The organism is Candidatus Pelagibacter sp. PS_02 (assembly GCF_059418065.1).
Window position 1 is genome coordinate 278,954 of record NZ_CM182079.1, and the last position, 15,558, is coordinate 294,511.

A 15,558-nucleotide genomic window follows, 5' to 3' on the forward strand; every position below is an offset into this window, starting at 1 on the left:
TATGAGTGAAAAAACTGTAGTTAATAGTTGGAATGAATGGGATCCTTTAAAACATGTAATTGTTGGCAAAGCTGATGGCACTTGTATTCCAGCACCAGAACCTGCATTAGATGCAAAAGTTCCAGAGGACAGTGACATGCGAGGTCAGTTTGGACCAAGAACAAAAGATACAGTTGATAAGGCAAATGAACTTTTAGACAATTTTTCAAACATGCTTGAAAAAAGAGGTATCAAGGTAGATAGACCAGACCCAATAGATTTTAGTCAAAAAACATCCACACCAGACTGGGAAGCGGAAACAATGTTTGGCTGCATGCCACCACGAGATGTGTTGTTAACTGTGGGTAGTGAAATTTTAGAGGCGACAATGAGTTATAGATGTAGATGGTTCGAGTACCTTTGTTACCGACCATTATTACAGAAATATTATAATGATGACCCTAATATGAGACACGAGTCTGCGCCAAAACCAAGATTAACTGATGCAGATTATAGGAAAGATTATTTATCAGATAAAATTGGTATTCAAAAAAGATTAGAGTGGACTGAAGATAAGTTTTTTGTAACAACTGAAGAAGAACCATTATTTGATGCAGCAGATGTTTTAAGGTTTGGAAAAGATTTAGTAGTTCAGCATGGATTTACTACTAATCTTAAAGGAATTGATTGGCTTAAAAGACATTTTAAAGATCATAGAGTTCATGCTGTTAATTTTCCAGGTGACCCTTATCCAATTCATATCGATGCAACCTTTACTCCTATTAAAGAAGGATTAATCATTAATAATCCTCAAAGAAGATTGCCAAAAGAACAAAGAAAATTATTTGAAAATAATGGATGGGAAATTATTGATAGCGCACAACCCGCACATAATGAGCCACCACCATTATGTTATTCTTCAACTTGGTTATCAATGAACGTCCTAGTATTGGATCCAAAAACTGTTTGTGTTGAAAAAAGTGAAGTATATCAGGCAGAACAATTAGATAAATTAGGAATGGAAGTAATCCCTGTTGAATTAAGAGATGCTTATGCATTTGGTGGAGGTCTTCATTGTTGTACAGCAGATGTTTACCGTGAAGGTGAATTAAAAGATTATTTTCCAAAACAATAAATATGGCAACAGTTAAAACAAAAAGAGAGCGAATAAAATTTGCCTCTGACAATGTAGCAGGTGCGTGTCCTGAGGTATTAGACGCAGTATTGAAAGCTAATGATGGTGATAGTACTCCATATGGTAATGACCAAATATCAGCTGAATTACAAAAAAAGTTTTCAGAATTATTTGAAAAAGAGGTAATTGTTTTTCCAACAGCATCAGGAACAGCTGCTAATGCATTAGCTTTAGCAACAATGACACCATCATATGGTAATATTTATTGTCATAAACTTTCTCATATTAATACAGATGAATGTGGGGCACCTGAGTTTTATACAGGGGGTGGAAAATTAGTTACTTTAAATGGAATAAATGGAAAAATAACACCTGAAGAATTAGATCAGTCTATTACTGGTAAGGGCATTGTGCATCATACTCAACCTGCCTCAGTAAGCATTACTCAAGTTTGTGAAACAGGAGAAGTATACCAATTAGATGAGATTAAAAAGATTTCTGAAATTACACATAAGCATAACTTAAACATGCACATGGATGGAGCAAGATTTGCAAACGCTTTAACTGCATTAAATTGTACTCCTGCTGAGATGACCTGGAAATCAGGCATTGATGTTTTATCATTTGGAGCAACCAAAAATGGTTGTCTTGCAGCAGAGGCAATTATTTTTTTTAATAAAGATCTAGTTGGTAATATTGCTTTTTTAATGAAAAGAGCAGGGCATTTATTATCTAAGATGCGTTTTGTATCTGCTCAGCTTGATGCATATATTTCAAATGATGTCTGGTTAAGGAATGCAAGACATGCAAATAAGATGGGAAAAAAATTAAGTGAAGGATTAGCAAAACATAATAGTATTAAACTAGCATACCCAACAGAAGCGAACGAAGTTTTTGCAAAATTTCCAAGAAATATGATTGAGCATTTAAATTATGAAGGCTACAAAATGAATGAAGATGAGCTTGATGGACAAGCAGTTAGATTAGTTGCTGCCTGGAATACTCAAGAGAGTGATGTGGATCAATTATTAGAGACCTTAAAAAAATCTAACTAGGATTTTGTTTTAAAAATTCAATATATTTAACAACTTCATCAAATTGTTCGTCAGGTATATCTTTATAAGAGTTCTCAAATTTCTCTTTCACACATAAAGCAACATGGGCGTAGGGGTTTCTTCCTTTAGGATGATTTGGATGGCTTGGTAACTGACCTAGTAAATAATCGCCAGCTTCCTGAATAATTTTCCAGAGTTTACTTGCGTTTTCTTTGTTCATCAAAATGAGATTAATCTCTAAAGTTTACAAATTCTACGGGAAGACCAATATCAATAGCAGTTATTGCTGACATTGTTTCTTGAAGATCATCTCTTTTTTTTCCTTCAGCACGTAACTCTTCACCTTGAATTTTTATCTGAATTTTAAGTTTTAGTTTTTTTATTTCAGCAATAATTTTTTTAGCATTTTCTTGGCTAATACCTTCTTGGAGTTCACTAACTTGTCTAATTGATGAACCTGCAGCATTTTCTGAATTTTTAACTGATAATACTCTTGGATCTACTTTTCGTCGGATAAGATGAACCTGTAATAATTCATTAACTTGTTTTAATTTTAGCTCATCGGGAGCTAAGGTGGTGATAATCTTATCTTTTCTTTCAATTGAGATATGAAGCCCTTTAAAGTCAAATCGATTACCAATTTCTCTAAGGCAGTTTGCAAGAGCGTTATCAAACTCAGGGTAACTAACTTTACTGATTACATCAAATGAAGGCATAATTTTTTATTATATAATGAATTGACCTTAACAAAAATTTTCATAATTGACTATTTGATTTATTTTGAAACTCTTTTAAGTTGCAATTATATGGAAGATTTAGTTAAAAAATTAGAAGAACAGATCAGCTTTCTTCAAAATGAAATATCGCAAATGAGTGATGAAATGTATTCTCAACAAAAAGAAGTATCAGTTTTAAAAAAACAAGTTTCAAATCTTGAAAAAAGAATTAACGAATTAGAGAGCAGTGATGAAGCGGGTATGGTTATGATTGATAAAAAACCCCCACATTATTAAACTTTATTATTAATCCATGACAGAACAATTTGATGTTATTGTAGTAGGTGCGGGTGCCGCCGGCATGATGAGTGCTATAGAAGCTGGCAAACGGGGACGAAAAGTTCTTTTAGTCGATCATGCAAAAAAAATAGGAGAAAAAATTAGAATATCAGGTGGTGGACGATGTAATTTTACCAACATACATACTCATCCTAGTAAGTTTATTTCAAACAATCCTAAATTTGTAATATCAGCTTTAAAACAATACACCCAAAATAATTTCATAGATTTAATAAAGAAACATAATATTAAATTTCATGAAAAAAAATTAGGACAGCTCTTTTGTGATGAAAGTGCTCAACAAATTATAGATATGCTACTTTTAGAGTGCGAGATGGCAAAAGTAGTTTTAAAAAAAGATACAACTATTGATGATATAGACAAACAAGATGATAACTATTTTATAGTTGTTGGAAGTGATAAATATTTCAGTCAGTCATTGATTATTGCAACAGGCGGTCTGTCTATTCCAAAAATTGGAGCAAGTAAATTTGGCTATGATATTGCTCAAAAATTTGGTTTAAAAGTTATTGAAACATTACCTGCACTAGTTCCTTTAACATTTAGTGAAAAAATACTAGCAATTTGTAAGGAACTTACTGGATTATCTGTTGAAGCAGTTGTTTCATTTAAAAAAACTTTTTTTGAGGAAGGAATGTTATTTACTCATAGAGGTTTGAGCGGACCTTCTATATTGCAGATCTCTTCTTATTGGAAATTAGGAGATAATATCAAAGTTAATTTATCACCAAAACTTGATGTAGATAAATTTCTAAATGATAGAAAGATCTCTAGTCCTAAACAAGATATAGGCATTATAGTTTCTGAAATTCTCCCTAAACGGTTAGCTCATATAATTTGTAATGAAAATAATGTTAATGGAAATATATGTGAATTATCCAACAAAGTATTAACTAGTTTGAGTAATTCTATAAACGCGTGGGTGATAAATCCAATAGGAACCGAAGGTTATAGAACTGCTGAAGTAACTTTGGGTGGTATTGATACTGAAGAAATTTCTTCTAAAACAATGATGTCCAATAAACACCCTGGATTATTTTTTATCGGAGAAGTTGTAGATGTTACTGGTCATTTAGGTGGTTATAATTTTCAATGGGCTTGGTCTTCTGGATATGTGGCAGGTCAATATGCTTAAAGACTAGTTATTGGTGGAATTATCTCAGTTTTTTTTATATTCAACACCTTTTCTATCCAGTATTTCTTTTACTTTATCAGAATAAGGTTCATCAATATGTTCGGTAGTAGGATTTAATTCGATTCCGGCTGGCGTGATAGTAGATGGCATAGCAACGAACTGAGAATCAGGATTTTCAACTGTTTCTCTAACCCTCATTCTGTAGATACCAAACACACCTATTAAAGCATGAAAGAAAAGTAAAAATACAAAAAAACCATTAGAGCCAACAATATTCATAAATATTGAACAAAGGAATGGACCACTCATAGCACCCAAGCCAAATGTAAATTGTATACCAGCTCCAGCTGCTACAAATTTTTCTTTTGGTATATAGTCATTAGTGTGCGCACAAATCAAAGAGAACATTGGTAAGCTACAAATTGAAAATAAAATTAAAAAAATAAAAAACCATACTTTACTTGTGGCAAGTTCACCAGGTAAGTACATCTGACCTGATGATAGAATAGCAAGTAAAGCAAATAAAGATGCACCAAATGTTGAAATTATTATTACTTTTCTCCTATCATATTTATCAGAAAGTTTTCCAATAGGATATTGAGAGATAGCACCAGAAATTGCTAAAAGAAAAGTCACAAGTGATATTTGAAAAATAGTAAAATTCATTGAGGCCGCATATACTGCTAACAATGTAAATAGTGCAGACTGGATTGTTCCATAAAAAAGAGCACTTACCATTCCAAATGGTGAAGTTTCATAAAGTTCTTTTAAAGGCATACCTTGAATTTTTTTAAATGTAGGTGGTTTTTTTTTAGTTAAGAGAATAGGTATAAGGGCAAGAGACGTAATAATTGAAACCAATATAAAGGGTTGATAATTTTCAGGTCTACTAAAGTTCAATAAAAACATTCCTATACCCATTGATCCATATAAAATAACCATATAAATCGATAAAATACTTCCTCTATTTTTATTGCTTGATCTGTCATTCAACCAACTTTCAGCAACAGTATAAATACAAACCATACTTATTCCTGTTAAAACTCTTAGAATAAACCATACATAAGGATTAATAAATATTGAGTGAACCAAGATAACCAAAGATGCTAAAGACGCAAAAGCTGCAAAAACTCTAATATGACCTACTTTGGAAATAAGATTAGAAATTGTCATTGCACCTATAAAGTACCCAACAAAATAACCTGACATCATAAACCCAGTTGCCGTTAGACTAAATTGTTCTTGAACAGCCCTTACACCTAATAGGGACCCTTGAAATCCATAGGCCATCATTAAGAACCCAATACCTAAAAACAATGCCCAAGAGTTCTTTAAAACTTTATTCATAAAACTGACCGTACTTATTTGCGATCTAGATGTAAATCAAGTCTTTATTATGATAAAATTATGAATTTCTTAGTTTAATAAAAGAGTGAATGGCAATCGCTGTGATGATAACGGCACCACCCTGGATAGTCTCAAGGCTGGGTTGTTCTTTAATAATTAACCACACCCAAATAGGACCAATTATAGTCTCTAGTAAGAAGAATAGGTTTACTTCAGCTGCAGGTATGAACCTTGGAGCTATAGTCACTAGCACAAAAGGTATAGCAACACACATAACACACATTAAAGGAACAATAATTAGATCACTATCAACTAGTGCAAAGCTTTCAATGAACAGAAGTGCAAACATTGCTACAATTAATTTTCCAACAACAGCTGCTGGGATTAAGTTTTTATCCTTTGCGGATCTAATAGTAACTGCTCCAACTGCCAAACCTAAAGCAGTTATTAGGCCTAATATATCTCCAAAAAAGTTACCTAATTGTATTGAATCGTAGAATATATAAATAGCAGCAGTAAAAGTTACAAATATTGTAATCCATGTTTTTCTATCAGGTAATTCTTTTAAAAATATTGCACCAAGCACTGCAGATAACATAGGAGCCATTGCAATCATAACTAATGTGTTTGCAACATTGGTATTTTGTATTGAAACAACAAAGGTAATATTAGTTACAGAGAAAGTACCAATATAAAGTAAGCCATGATAGCCACTTGAAAAAAGCATTTTAAAGAAATTTAATTTATAAATTAATAACATTCCTAAAAATACAGTGATGAAAGGAATAAGGCCTCGATAAAAAACAAGCCCCCAAGTATCAACATTAGAAAGTCTTATAAATAAACTATCGGGAGTAATAAACATTACTGCAACAAATGCGAGTAAAGATCCTTTTTGCTGGTCGGATAATTTGTTCAAGCTTTTAATCCTTTCCAAAATGTTTTTGCAAGATTAATGCTTGTAAGATCATAAAAAGATTTTAATCCTGTAGGAGAGGTTACATTAATATCTCCATTTAATTTTTGGTCGATAAAATCAATACCAGAAAAATAGATGTCATTTTTTTTAAGATCTTTACCAATTATATTTGAAATTTTATTTTCTAATTTTGTTAATTTAGCTGAGATAGGTATCGCTCCTTTACTCATGTTGCTTAAAAAGGATCCTTTTTTTGGAACTCTAGAGATCGCACCGCAAACTTTACCATTAATTATAAAAACTCTTTTATCTCCAAACTTAATCTTTGGTAAAAACTTTTGACACATAATATGTCCATGTTTTTTTATAAAATTTATAATCAATTTCTTATTTATTTTATTTTGAAATAAGTGAATATCATTTCCACTAAAACTATGAATAGGTTTTATAATCATTTTTTTATTTTTAGAAAAAAACTTATTAATTTCATTTATATCTTTTGTGAAAATTGTATCTGGCATATATTTTTGAAAAGATGTTGAGTATAATTTTTCAGAGATATTTCTAATAGAGGTTGGATTATTAATAATTTTAACTTTATTTTTTATCTTATCCAAAATGTAAGTTGTTGAAATGTATTCTAAATTAAAAGGAGGATCTTGCCGTATCAAAATATACTTACATTGTGTAAGTTCTAGTTTTTGTTGGTTTAATATTTTAAAATAACGCTTATTTGAATAATTAAACTCTACGTAAAATCCATTCGCTACGACCTTATCGTTAATAATTGAAAGGTCTTTAGGTTCATAATAAAAAATTTTGTATTTTAACCTTTGTGCTTCAATGGCTAGAAATATACTAGTATCCGTTAGAGGCTTTAGTTTTGAAGGATGATCACCTTGAATTGCAACTATCTTATTTGTCATATAAATCGTTTAAATTTTCATTCTTAGAAAATTTATCTATCATATGATCTGCGTTTGTTGTCTTATTATCAATCAGTTTATCTAAGTGATTTAAAAACTTAGCCTCATTATCATTAGATTTACTCAAAATGTCTCTGTTTAATAATCCTTTTCTAGAAATCCCAAGGAGCAAGGATGACCAATGTAATAGGTCTTTTCCCATCAACTCAGTGTTAAACCCTTTTTTAGGTGCCTCTAAATAAGCATTAATTATTTTATTCTTATCCCACTTAGAAATTAATTCGTAAGCCTCATCTAAATTTCCATATAATATTCCAGTATTAAAAGCAGGTCCAGAACACAAACAATCCCAACCACAAGTGTCCATTGATCTTAACTCTATATATTTCTTAAGTCTATTTTCTGTAAAAATTGTACTTAGGTGAGTGGTTAAATCGTCTTCAGTTGGAAGTCGGTTGTTAATTTCACTAATTTTTCCATTCATGAAATCTGAAAATGAATAATTGCTTCCTGATAAATATTCTTTTTCGTTTTGAACAAATAATAAAGGAAAGTTTATTGAAAAATCTGCATATTTTTCAAAATTCATATTATCAAAAAAAACTTCAGGTAAACCCCCTCTTGATGTTTCTTGCCAAACTTTAGATCGATAAGAGCTATAACCACTATTTTTTTTTTCAACTATTGAAGAATTTGCAAATAGTGCAATAGATATTGGAACTATAGAGTTAATTATTTTAAACTTCTTAATAAAATCTTTTTCAGAATCGTAATCTAAGTTAAGTTGCGTACCGCAAGTTCTATACATCATATCTAAGCTTAAAGAACCACCATTGGGCATATCCCTAGTCATTACTTGATATCTTTGTTTTGGATTATTAGGAACTTCATTAAGGGATGAAATTGGATCAAAACCAGCACTAACAATTTTTAAATTTAATTTTTTTGTTACTTGCTGTAACTCAAATAAATAATCATGAGATTCAGCACAAGCTTCATGGATATTATTTAGTTTATCACCTGATAACTCAATTTGATTTCCAGGTTCAAGAGTAATACTTTTTCCTTGTTTCTGTAATCCAATAATATTTTCTTTTTCCATTATTGGCTTCCAGCCAAATTCACTTAGTAGTGAAAACATTTTAAGGATAGTAGGGTAATCTACTCTTTTGTTTGTTTTTTCATCAAATAAAAATTTTTCATGTTCAATGCCAATTTTAAAATTTTTAACATCTTTAATTCCAGACTCAAAATATTTGATTATATGTTCTTTATGAGTGATCATTGATTTATATATAAGGATTTAAAGTTCATTTTAAAGTCTTTATGTTTAGCTCTTCTGTTTGAAAATTTTGTATTGATTACTTTAATTGTTTGAAGCGGTGCTTAGTAATGATAATTGAGTGATCTTATCATCCCCTAATTCATCTATAGGTTTAACAGGATATTCACCTGTAAAATAATGATCTGTTAATTGAGGATAATTATTATCTCTTTTGTTAAAACCCATTGCTCTATAAACACCTTCTAAGGATAAAAAATCTAATGATTTAGCACCAATATATTCACAAATTTCGTCATTAGTTTTATTTGCAGCAAGTAACTCTTTTTTAGTAGGAGTATCCACACCATAAAAATCAGGAAACCTAATTTCTGGACAGGCAATTTTTACATGAACTTCTTTGGCTCCTGCATCATATAACATTTTCACAATTTTATGAGAAGTAGTCCCTCTTACAAGTGAGTCATCTATTAAAATAATTATTTTATCTTTAATAGTTGATTGATTTGCATTTAATTTTAATTTCACACCAAGACTTCTAATTTTTTGACTAGGTTCAATAAAAGTTCGACCAACATAATGATTTCTAATCAAACCTAATTCAAAGTTAATTCCTAAGTGTTGAGCAAAACCAAGGGCTGCTGCATTACCAGAGTCTGGTACAGGAACTACAATATCTGCTTTGATTTTGTTTTCTTTTGCAAGTTCAATCCCAAATTGTTTTCTATGTTCATAAGCAGATTTACCATTTAGTAAACTGTCTGGTCTTGCAAAATAAATATACTCAAAAACGCACGGACGAACTTCTCTAGCAGGGAAGGGTTTGATGCTTTTTAGTTCATTATTTTCTATATAAACAACCTCACCATTTTCTACATCTCGAATATATTTTGCACCAATTATATCTAGCGCACATGTTTCAGAAGCAAAGACATAGCTATCTTTGATTTTCCCAATCACTAACGGTCTGATTCCATGAGGATCTCTTACACCAATTAAAGTATTTTGTGTTAGCATGACAAGCGCGTAACCACCTTGTATTTGGAATATGGCATCTATAACTTTATCAATTGTTTTGTTTCTTTTTGATTTAGCAATTAATTGAACAATTGTTTCTGTGTCAGATGTAGTATGAAATATTGCACCATCTTGAACCAATCTATTTCGAAGAGTTATTGAATTAGTTAAATTTCCATTATGAGCTACACCGATACCTCCAGCATTTGTATCTGCAAAAAAAGGCTGTATATTTCTTAAAGTGTTTTCACCAGTTGTACTATATCTGTTATGACCAATAGCATAATCACCAGGCAAACTATTTAACACTTTCTCTTTATTAAAATTATCTCCAACTAAGCCAAATCTTTTTTCAGAGTAATATTTTTTTCCATCAAATGTAACTATTCCACAACCTTCTTGACCTCTATGTTGTAGAGCATGCAATCCTAAAGCGGTTAGTGCGGCTGAATCTTTATTGTTACTTACGCCAAAGACACCACATTCTTCTTTTAATTTGGGATTATAAATCTTGAATTTTTTCTTTGGAATCTTGATAGTTTTTTTCATTTGGAAACTCTTTCAACAAATAATTACTACCTTTTTCAATATATGGGAAGGCGTATGATTTATCAGTATTAATTGGCCATTTACTATAATTATACACAATATCTATAGCTGAAAATAAACAAATACAGATTACATAACTTCGGATAAATCCAAAAAATAACCCAAATAGGGAATCGAGTCTTCCAAGACCAACAAATTTTACCGTCTTACTAATGGCTTTATTTGTAATAAGAATAACAAAGATCACTAAAATAAAAATAGTTATGCCGAGCACAATATCTAAAACATATTCACTATCAATTATATTTTTAAAATAAGGCTTAGCTTTTGGAAAAAGAAGTAAAGTTACAACATAAGCCAATACCCATTTTGAAGCTGACAATAAACTTAAAACAAAACCTTTACTATAACACTTGATAACTGAAAAAATTGTAATGATTAGAAATATTAGATCTATTAAAGACACCACTTGATAAAAATCTTTTAAAGCATCAAGCATAATAATATTATTTTCCGAATGGTTTACTTATTAAAATAAGAGAGGGCAGTAAAGTTAATACTGAAATCATTGCAAGTAACATTGCTAAACCAGTAAACACACCAAAATAAATTGTGGGTATAAATTTAGAGAAAACCAAAATTGAAAAACCAAAGACAATGGTTATTGAAGTATTTAGGATTGCAACACCCACTGTTGAATGACAAACTTTTAGTGTTTTGTTATAGTCTTTAATTTTTAAAAACTCTTCTTTAAACCTATAAATGTAGTGAATACTATTGTCTACTGCTATTCCTATTGTGATTGCAGCAATAGTAATAGTCATCATATCAAGGGGTATTCCAAGCAGGCCAATAATTCCTAAAATAAAGAAAGCTGCAATAAAATTAGGAACAACACCAATAAGAGATAGTTTAAAATTTCTAAATAAAATCATAAACATTGCAAAAATTCCAACCATTACTAAACCTAATGTGAGTATTTGAGATTTAAAAAGGCTTTGGAGTAAATTATTAAACAAAATTAAAACACCCGCTAGTTTAAACTCTTCTTTGCTAAGTTTTAATTCATTTTCAAGGTCATAATTTATTTGGTTTATTAAATCATTTCTTCTTAAACCATCCTGTGAGTCAATAATTCTAAGACTTATCCTAGCCTCATTATCTTTTATGGATATATAAGGATCGATAATATCTTTTTTTATAGTTTCTGGAATTTTTGAATAAAGCACACCCATTTCTAAGGTTCCAAGGGGCTTATTATTATTTAACTGTGTAGCAACTTCAATAATTGAACTAAATGATAAAACCTTTCCAACTGCAGGAAGATTATCTAAATAATTATGAACATTTTGAATTTTTTCAATTTTGTCTTTTGTAAACCAGTATTTTTCATCATCTTTACTGCCTTCATCATCCCAGTTTTCAAATTCGTCATCTTCGGTAGTCTCTACTATGATATTTTCAGGAAATTTTAATATAACTTCTAAAGGTGTCGTGCCACCTAGTTTTTCATCAATAAGTTTCATGCCTTTATAGATTTCAGTATTCTTATTAAAATAATTTATAAAACTATTTTCAACTTCAAGCTTGCTTATGCCAACAACACTTAAGACAATAACCAAACCTGTTACTAAAAAAATTATACTTTTATTGTTAATAGAAATTTTACCAAAAAAAGAAGTAATTTTAGAATCTGTATCTTCTTTAATCTTTACTTTATTGTTAGACATAAAGCTCAATAGAGTAGGGAGTAAAGTAAATGTGATTATAAAAGAGGTTATTAATCCTAAAGTCATCATCCACCCAAAATCAATAATAGGTTTTATGCCACTAAATACTAAAGATAGAAAAGCACATATAGTTGTAAGAACTGTATAAATAATAGGCCAAAACATCTTACTAGTTGTCATTATAATAATTTTTAAATTAGCTAAATTTGGAAAATCTTCTCTTAATTGTAGAAACCGGGTACTCATATGAATATTCATTGCCATAGTTAGAATTAACATTAAAGCAATAAAGTTTGAGGATATAACGGTAACCTTCCAGCCTAAAAGACCAAGCAGACCCGTCATAATTAAAACTGAAAAAAAGCAGCTACTAATTGGAACAATAATCCATATTAGTTTTCTAAATATAAACCACAGAGTAGCAATAATAAATAAAAGAACTCCTAGACCAAAAACAATAATATCACTTTTAATAAATGACATCATGTCATCAGTGATCATTGGAATACCTCCTAAGTATATTTTTCCAACATCTCCATAGGACTTAATAACCCCTCTTATTTGGGTGATATTTTCATGATTTTTCTTTTTTAAAGTATCTTTATATTCTTCAATTTCTTGAGCTGATTTATTTTCAATATCTTTTAGTTCATCTTTTTTTATATAAACAATAATGCCACTTGTTTTACCATCCTCACTTATTACAAAATTTCTAAAAACTGGACTATTTAATATTTCATTAAATCCTCTTTCAGTATCAACACCTTCATCTTTTAAAGTTTTAAAACTTTCTAGTCTTTCTTGAAGAGGTGCTTCTGAATTATTTAATAAAGGGATATCAAGTAGTGTAATAACGCTATGAACCCAATCTAGACTTTGAATTTTATATTTTAAACTTAAAAGATTATTAATAGAAGATTCAGTAACCATTCCCTCATTAGGAGAATAAGTTAGGATTAAAAACTCTTTAGAGCCATATCTTTCAGTGACTTCTTTCAAGTATTCAAGATCGGGATCCCCTTCAATTAACAAAGTATCAGATGAGGCATCTAGTCTAAAATCTTTAGAAAAATACCCAAAACTTAAGAGAGTAATTAACAGTAATATAAAAATTGATTTAGGATTTTTTAAAACAATATTTTGATAAAATAGAGACAACATTCACAGCTAATATATTGGATATTAGTTAATTTGAGTATCTTTAAATTTGGTAAACATTGCTTCAAATTCTACCATAACATTACCCGTTGGGCCGTGTCTTTGTTTTCCAATAATAAGCTCTGCTAGATTTGACACTTCATTCATTTTTGCTTGCCATTCAGCATGCTCAACAGTTGCAGGTCTAGGCTCTTTTCTCTCTAAGTAATAGGCCTCTCTATATACAAACATTACAACGTCAGCATCTTGTTCAATTGATCCAGACTCTCTTAAATCTGATAACTGGGGCTTATGATCATCTCTTTGTTCTACTGCTCTTGACAACTGTGATAGAGCAATTACTGGAAGCTTAAGTTCTTTTGCCATTGCCTTAAGGCCTTGAGTGATTTCAGAAATTTCTTGAACTCTACCATCTCTATTATTTCCAGATCCTCTCATCAATTGAATGTAATCTACAACAATCAAATCTAAACCAAATAATCTTTTAATACGTCTTGCTCTGTTGCTCATAGCAGCGATACTGATAGCTGGTGTTTCGTCTATATACAAAGGAAGTTCAGAAATATTCTTTGATGTCTCAATAAATTTATCAAATTGCTCATCAGAAATTCTTCCACGTCTTATATCGTTTGATTTAATTCTAGATTGTTCTGCTAAAATTCTAGTTGATAATTGTTCAGAAGACATCTCTAATGAGAAGAAAGCTACTGCAGATTTCTTTCCACTTTCTTGTAGTTTTTGAGCAGCATTAAAAGCTATATTTGTTGCTAAAGCAGTTTTACCCATTGAAGGTCTACCTGCAATAATAATTAAATCTGAATTATGAAGCCCACCCAGTCTATCATCTAGGTCTCTTAGACCAGTAGGTACACCAACAATGCCTTCATCATTTTGATAAGCAGCTGAGGCCATCTCAATAGTTTGTTTCATCGCTTCATCAAATTTAATAAGTGATGAATTGAAAGAACCTTTTTCAGCAAGATCAAATAATAACCTTTCTGAATTTTCAATTATATTTTGGCCATTAACATCAAGTGCATTTAGTTTTGCAGCGTCAATAGTATTTTCAGATATCTTAATTAATTCACGTCTCACGAACATATCATAAATTATTCTTGAATATTCTATTGCTTGTCTTGGAGGAGTAGAAAATTTTGTAACTTTTACTAAATACTCAGGAACATTTAATTCGTCCTTTTCATTTTCAAAATAATTTTTTAAAGTTATGGGGTTTGCGAGCATCCCTTTGTAAATTAGGCTTTCAATTGCTGAAAAAATACTTTGATGCATGGGGTCATAAAAGTTAACACTAGAAACAATAGTATTTATTTCATCAAATGTTTCATTTTGAACTAGTATTGATCCAATTACTGCCTGTTCTGCTTCAATATTGTTTGGAAGCTCTTTAAAAGTATCTTTAACTAGGCTGAGGTTATTTTCCATGAACAAATCTTATCTCAATTAAGATTTAAAAAAATAACAAATATATGCTGGGGAAAAAATTGTATAATTATTGAATAGTATCAGCTGTAACTACATTAATAGTAATTTCAGAATCTACTTCAGAGTGTAGAATAATTTTAACCTTAAATTTACCAATTGATTTAATTTCAGTTATTGGTTGTATCATTGAAGGTTTAATATCTAGTTTGTCATTTTCTAATATCAGTTTTGAAATTTCAGTTGGTTTAACTGATCCATACAATTCTTTATTTTCAGTGCTTAATTTTTTAATTTCGTATTCTTTATTGTTAATTTGTTCAGAAATTTTTTGAGCTTCTTTTTTCTTTTCAGTATCTTTTTTACTTAGCTCAGATTTAATTTTTTCAACTTCTGCAATATTTTCTTTTGAGGCATAAAGAGCTTTTTTATTTGATATTAAGAAGTTTCTAGCAAACCCTCTTTTAACATCTATGATTTCTCCAATAGATCCAATTCTTCTTAAGTTTTCTAAAAGTATAACTTTCATTTAAATTAACGCTAAATTTCTAGCTCTCTTAATAGACAGAGAAAGCTCTCTTTGTTTTTTTTGTGAAACATTCGTAATTCTTGATGGTAAAATTTTACCATTTTCAGACATATATTTTTTTAACAATCTGATGTTTTTATAATCAACCTCTGGAGCACCCTTAGTAGATAAAGGGCAAGTTTTTTTAAATTTGTATTTATTAGGTTGAAAAATACTTAGTTTTGCAAAATTACTTTGACTACCTTTTTTTTTATTTCCTGCTCTTTTTTTTGATGGCATAA

16 protein-coding genes are annotated in these 15,558 nt (G+C 30.2%); 4 read left to right on the plus strand and 12 right to left on the minus strand.

What is annotated here, in order from left to right; genetic code table 11:
* The first annotated feature begins 1 nt into the window (after position 1).
* Complete coding sequence (locus AC5SL4_RS01485; RefSeq protein ID WP_006997224.1) at positions 2-1,114, plus strand: serine/threonine protein kinase; 1,113 nt, start codon at positions 2-4, stop codon at positions 1,112-1,114.
* A gap of 2 nt (positions 1,115-1,116) precedes the next feature.
* Entirely contained in the window at positions 1,117-2,169 is a 1,053-nt protein-coding gene (locus tag AC5SL4_RS01490; protein WP_494587476.1) for a threonine aldolase family protein, read from the plus strand.
* Here AC5SL4_RS01490 and AC5SL4_RS01495 read toward each other — a convergent pair.
* Together AC5SL4_RS01495 and AC5SL4_RS01500 are read right to left on the minus strand one after the other, a co-directional pair.
* Complete coding sequence (locus tag AC5SL4_RS01495) at positions 2,162-2,389, minus strand: hypothetical protein (RefSeq protein ID WP_006997222.1); 228 nt, start codon at positions 2,387-2,389, stop codon at positions 2,162-2,164. The two genes, AC5SL4_RS01490 and AC5SL4_RS01495, sit on opposite strands and share 8 nt — an antisense overlap.
* Positions 2,390-2,399: 10 nt before the next feature.
* Positions 2,400-2,885, minus strand: coding sequence for a YajQ family cyclic di-GMP-binding protein (locus AC5SL4_RS01500; protein ID WP_494587477.1), 486 nt, complete (start codon positions 2,883-2,885; stop codon positions 2,400-2,402).
* 90 nt (positions 2,886-2,975) lie between these two features.
* Between AC5SL4_RS01500 and AC5SL4_RS01505 the strand changes: the two genes are divergently transcribed.
* The gene (locus tag AC5SL4_RS01505) at positions 2,976-3,182 is read left to right on the plus strand and encodes a SlyX family protein (RefSeq protein WP_027306671.1); all 207 of its coding nucleotides are present in this window, start codon (positions 2,976-2,978) and stop codon (positions 3,180-3,182) included.
* A gap of 16 nt (positions 3,183-3,198) precedes the next feature.
* Positions 3,199-4,380, plus strand: coding sequence for a BaiN/RdsA family NAD(P)/FAD-dependent oxidoreductase (locus tag AC5SL4_RS01510; protein WP_006997219.1), 1,182 nt, complete (start codon positions 3,199-3,201; stop codon positions 4,378-4,380).
* 24 nt (positions 4,381-4,404) lie between these two features.
* Here AC5SL4_RS01510 and AC5SL4_RS01515 read toward each other — a convergent pair whose 3' ends face one another.
* The 10 genes from AC5SL4_RS01515 to rpsR form a co-directional block, all read right to left on the minus strand.
* Complete coding sequence (locus tag AC5SL4_RS01515) at positions 4,405-5,727, minus strand: MFS transporter (protein ID WP_011281876.1); 1,323 nt, start codon at positions 5,725-5,727, stop codon at positions 4,405-4,407.
* Between the two features lie 58 nt (positions 5,728-5,785).
* The gene (locus AC5SL4_RS01520; protein WP_011281877.1) at positions 5,786-6,646 is read right to left on the minus strand and encodes a DMT family transporter; all 861 of its coding nucleotides are present in this window, start codon (positions 6,644-6,646) and stop codon (positions 5,786-5,788) included.
* Entirely contained in the window at positions 6,643-7,572 is a 930-nt protein-coding gene (gene gshB / locus AC5SL4_RS01525; protein WP_006997216.1) for a glutathione synthase, read from the minus strand. Before gshB ends, AC5SL4_RS01520 begins: the two co-directional genes overlap by 4 nt.
* Positions 7,562-8,857, minus strand: a complete 1,296-nt coding sequence (locus tag AC5SL4_RS01530) for a glutamate--cysteine ligase (protein ID WP_494587478.1) — start codon at positions 8,855-8,857, stop codon at positions 7,562-7,564. Before AC5SL4_RS01530 ends, gshB begins: the two co-directional genes overlap by 11 nt.
* Before the next feature lie 81 nt (positions 8,858-8,938).
* Entirely contained in the window at positions 8,939-10,420 is a 1,482-nt protein-coding gene (purF, locus tag AC5SL4_RS01535) for an amidophosphoribosyltransferase (RefSeq protein ID WP_018413952.1), read from the minus strand.
* The gene (locus tag AC5SL4_RS01540; RefSeq protein ID WP_494587479.1) at positions 10,374-10,919 is read right to left on the minus strand and encodes a CvpA family protein; all 546 of its coding nucleotides are present in this window, start codon (positions 10,917-10,919) and stop codon (positions 10,374-10,376) included. The genes purF and AC5SL4_RS01540 overlap by 47 nt, the downstream gene beginning before the upstream one ends.
* Before the next feature lie 7 nt (positions 10,920-10,926).
* A complete protein-coding gene (locus tag AC5SL4_RS01545; protein ID WP_494587480.1) occupies positions 10,927-13,311 on the minus strand; it encodes an efflux RND transporter permease subunit in 2,385 nt (794 codons plus the stop codon).
* 21 nt (positions 13,312-13,332) lie between these two features.
* Positions 13,333-14,751 (minus strand): replicative DNA helicase, encoded by a 1,419-nt coding sequence (locus AC5SL4_RS01550; RefSeq protein ID WP_006997211.1) that lies wholly within the window; start codon positions 14,749-14,751, stop codon positions 13,333-13,335.
* A gap of 67 nt (positions 14,752-14,818) precedes the next feature.
* Positions 14,819-15,277: a 50S ribosomal protein L9 gene (rplI, locus tag AC5SL4_RS01555; RefSeq protein ID WP_006997210.1), complete on the minus strand. Its 459-nt coding sequence runs from the start codon at positions 15,275-15,277 to the stop codon at positions 14,819-14,821.
* Positions 15,278-15,556: a 30S ribosomal protein S18 gene (rpsR, locus tag AC5SL4_RS01560; RefSeq protein WP_271626478.1), complete on the minus strand. Its 279-nt coding sequence runs from the start codon at positions 15,554-15,556 to the stop codon at positions 15,278-15,280.
* Between the last annotated feature and the right edge of the window lie 2 nt (positions 15,557-15,558).

Excerpts from the sequence above, each read along its gene's own strand:
- rplI (WP_006997210.1), bottom strand. The coding sequence starts at position 15,277 with ATGAAAGTTATACTTTTAGAAAACTTAAGAAGAATTGGATCTATTGGA.
- rpsR (WP_271626478.1), bottom strand. The coding sequence starts at position 15,556 with ATGCCATCAAAAAAAAGAGCAGGAAATAAAAAAAAAGGTAGTCAAAGT.
- AC5SL4_RS01545 (WP_494587480.1), bottom strand. The coding sequence starts at position 13,311 with ATGTTGTCTCTATTTTATCAAAATATTGTTTTAAAAAATCCTAAATCA.
- AC5SL4_RS01530 (WP_494587478.1), bottom strand. The coding sequence starts at position 8,857 with ATGATCACTCATAAAGAACATATAATCAAATATTTTGAGTCTGGAATT.
- AC5SL4_RS01490 (WP_494587476.1), top strand. The coding sequence starts at position 1,117 with ATGGCAACAGTTAAAACAAAAAGAGAGCGAATAAAATTTGCCTCTGAC.
- AC5SL4_RS01540 (WP_494587479.1), bottom strand. The coding sequence starts at position 10,919 with ATGCTTGATGCTTTAAAAGATTTTTATCAAGTGGTGTCTTTAATAGAT.
- AC5SL4_RS01550 (WP_006997211.1), bottom strand. The coding sequence starts at position 14,751 with ATGGAAAATAACCTCAGCCTAGTTAAAGATACTTTTAAAGAGCTTCCA.
- purF (WP_018413952.1), bottom strand. The coding sequence starts at position 10,420 with ATGAAAAAAACTATCAAGATTCCAAAGAAAAAATTCAAGATTTATAAT.
- AC5SL4_RS01485 (WP_006997224.1), top strand. The coding sequence starts at position 2 with ATGAGTGAAAAAACTGTAGTTAATAGTTGGAATGAATGGGATCCTTTA.
- AC5SL4_RS01515 (WP_011281876.1), bottom strand. The coding sequence starts at position 5,727 with ATGAATAAAGTTTTAAAGAACTCTTGGGCATTGTTTTTAGGTATTGGG.
- AC5SL4_RS01495 (WP_006997222.1), bottom strand. The coding sequence starts at position 2,389 with ATGAACAAAGAAAACGCAAGTAAACTCTGGAAAATTATTCAGGAAGCT.
- AC5SL4_RS01510 (WP_006997219.1), top strand. The coding sequence starts at position 3,199 with ATGACAGAACAATTTGATGTTATTGTAGTAGGTGCGGGTGCCGCCGGC.
- gshB (WP_006997216.1), bottom strand. The coding sequence starts at position 7,572 with ATGACAAATAAGATAGTTGCAATTCAAGGTGATCATCCTTCAAAACTA.
- AC5SL4_RS01505 (WP_027306671.1), top strand. The coding sequence starts at position 2,976 with ATGGAAGATTTAGTTAAAAAATTAGAAGAACAGATCAGCTTTCTTCAA.
- AC5SL4_RS01500 (WP_494587477.1), bottom strand. The coding sequence starts at position 2,885 with ATGCCTTCATTTGATGTAATCAGTAAAGTTAGTTACCCTGAGTTTGAT.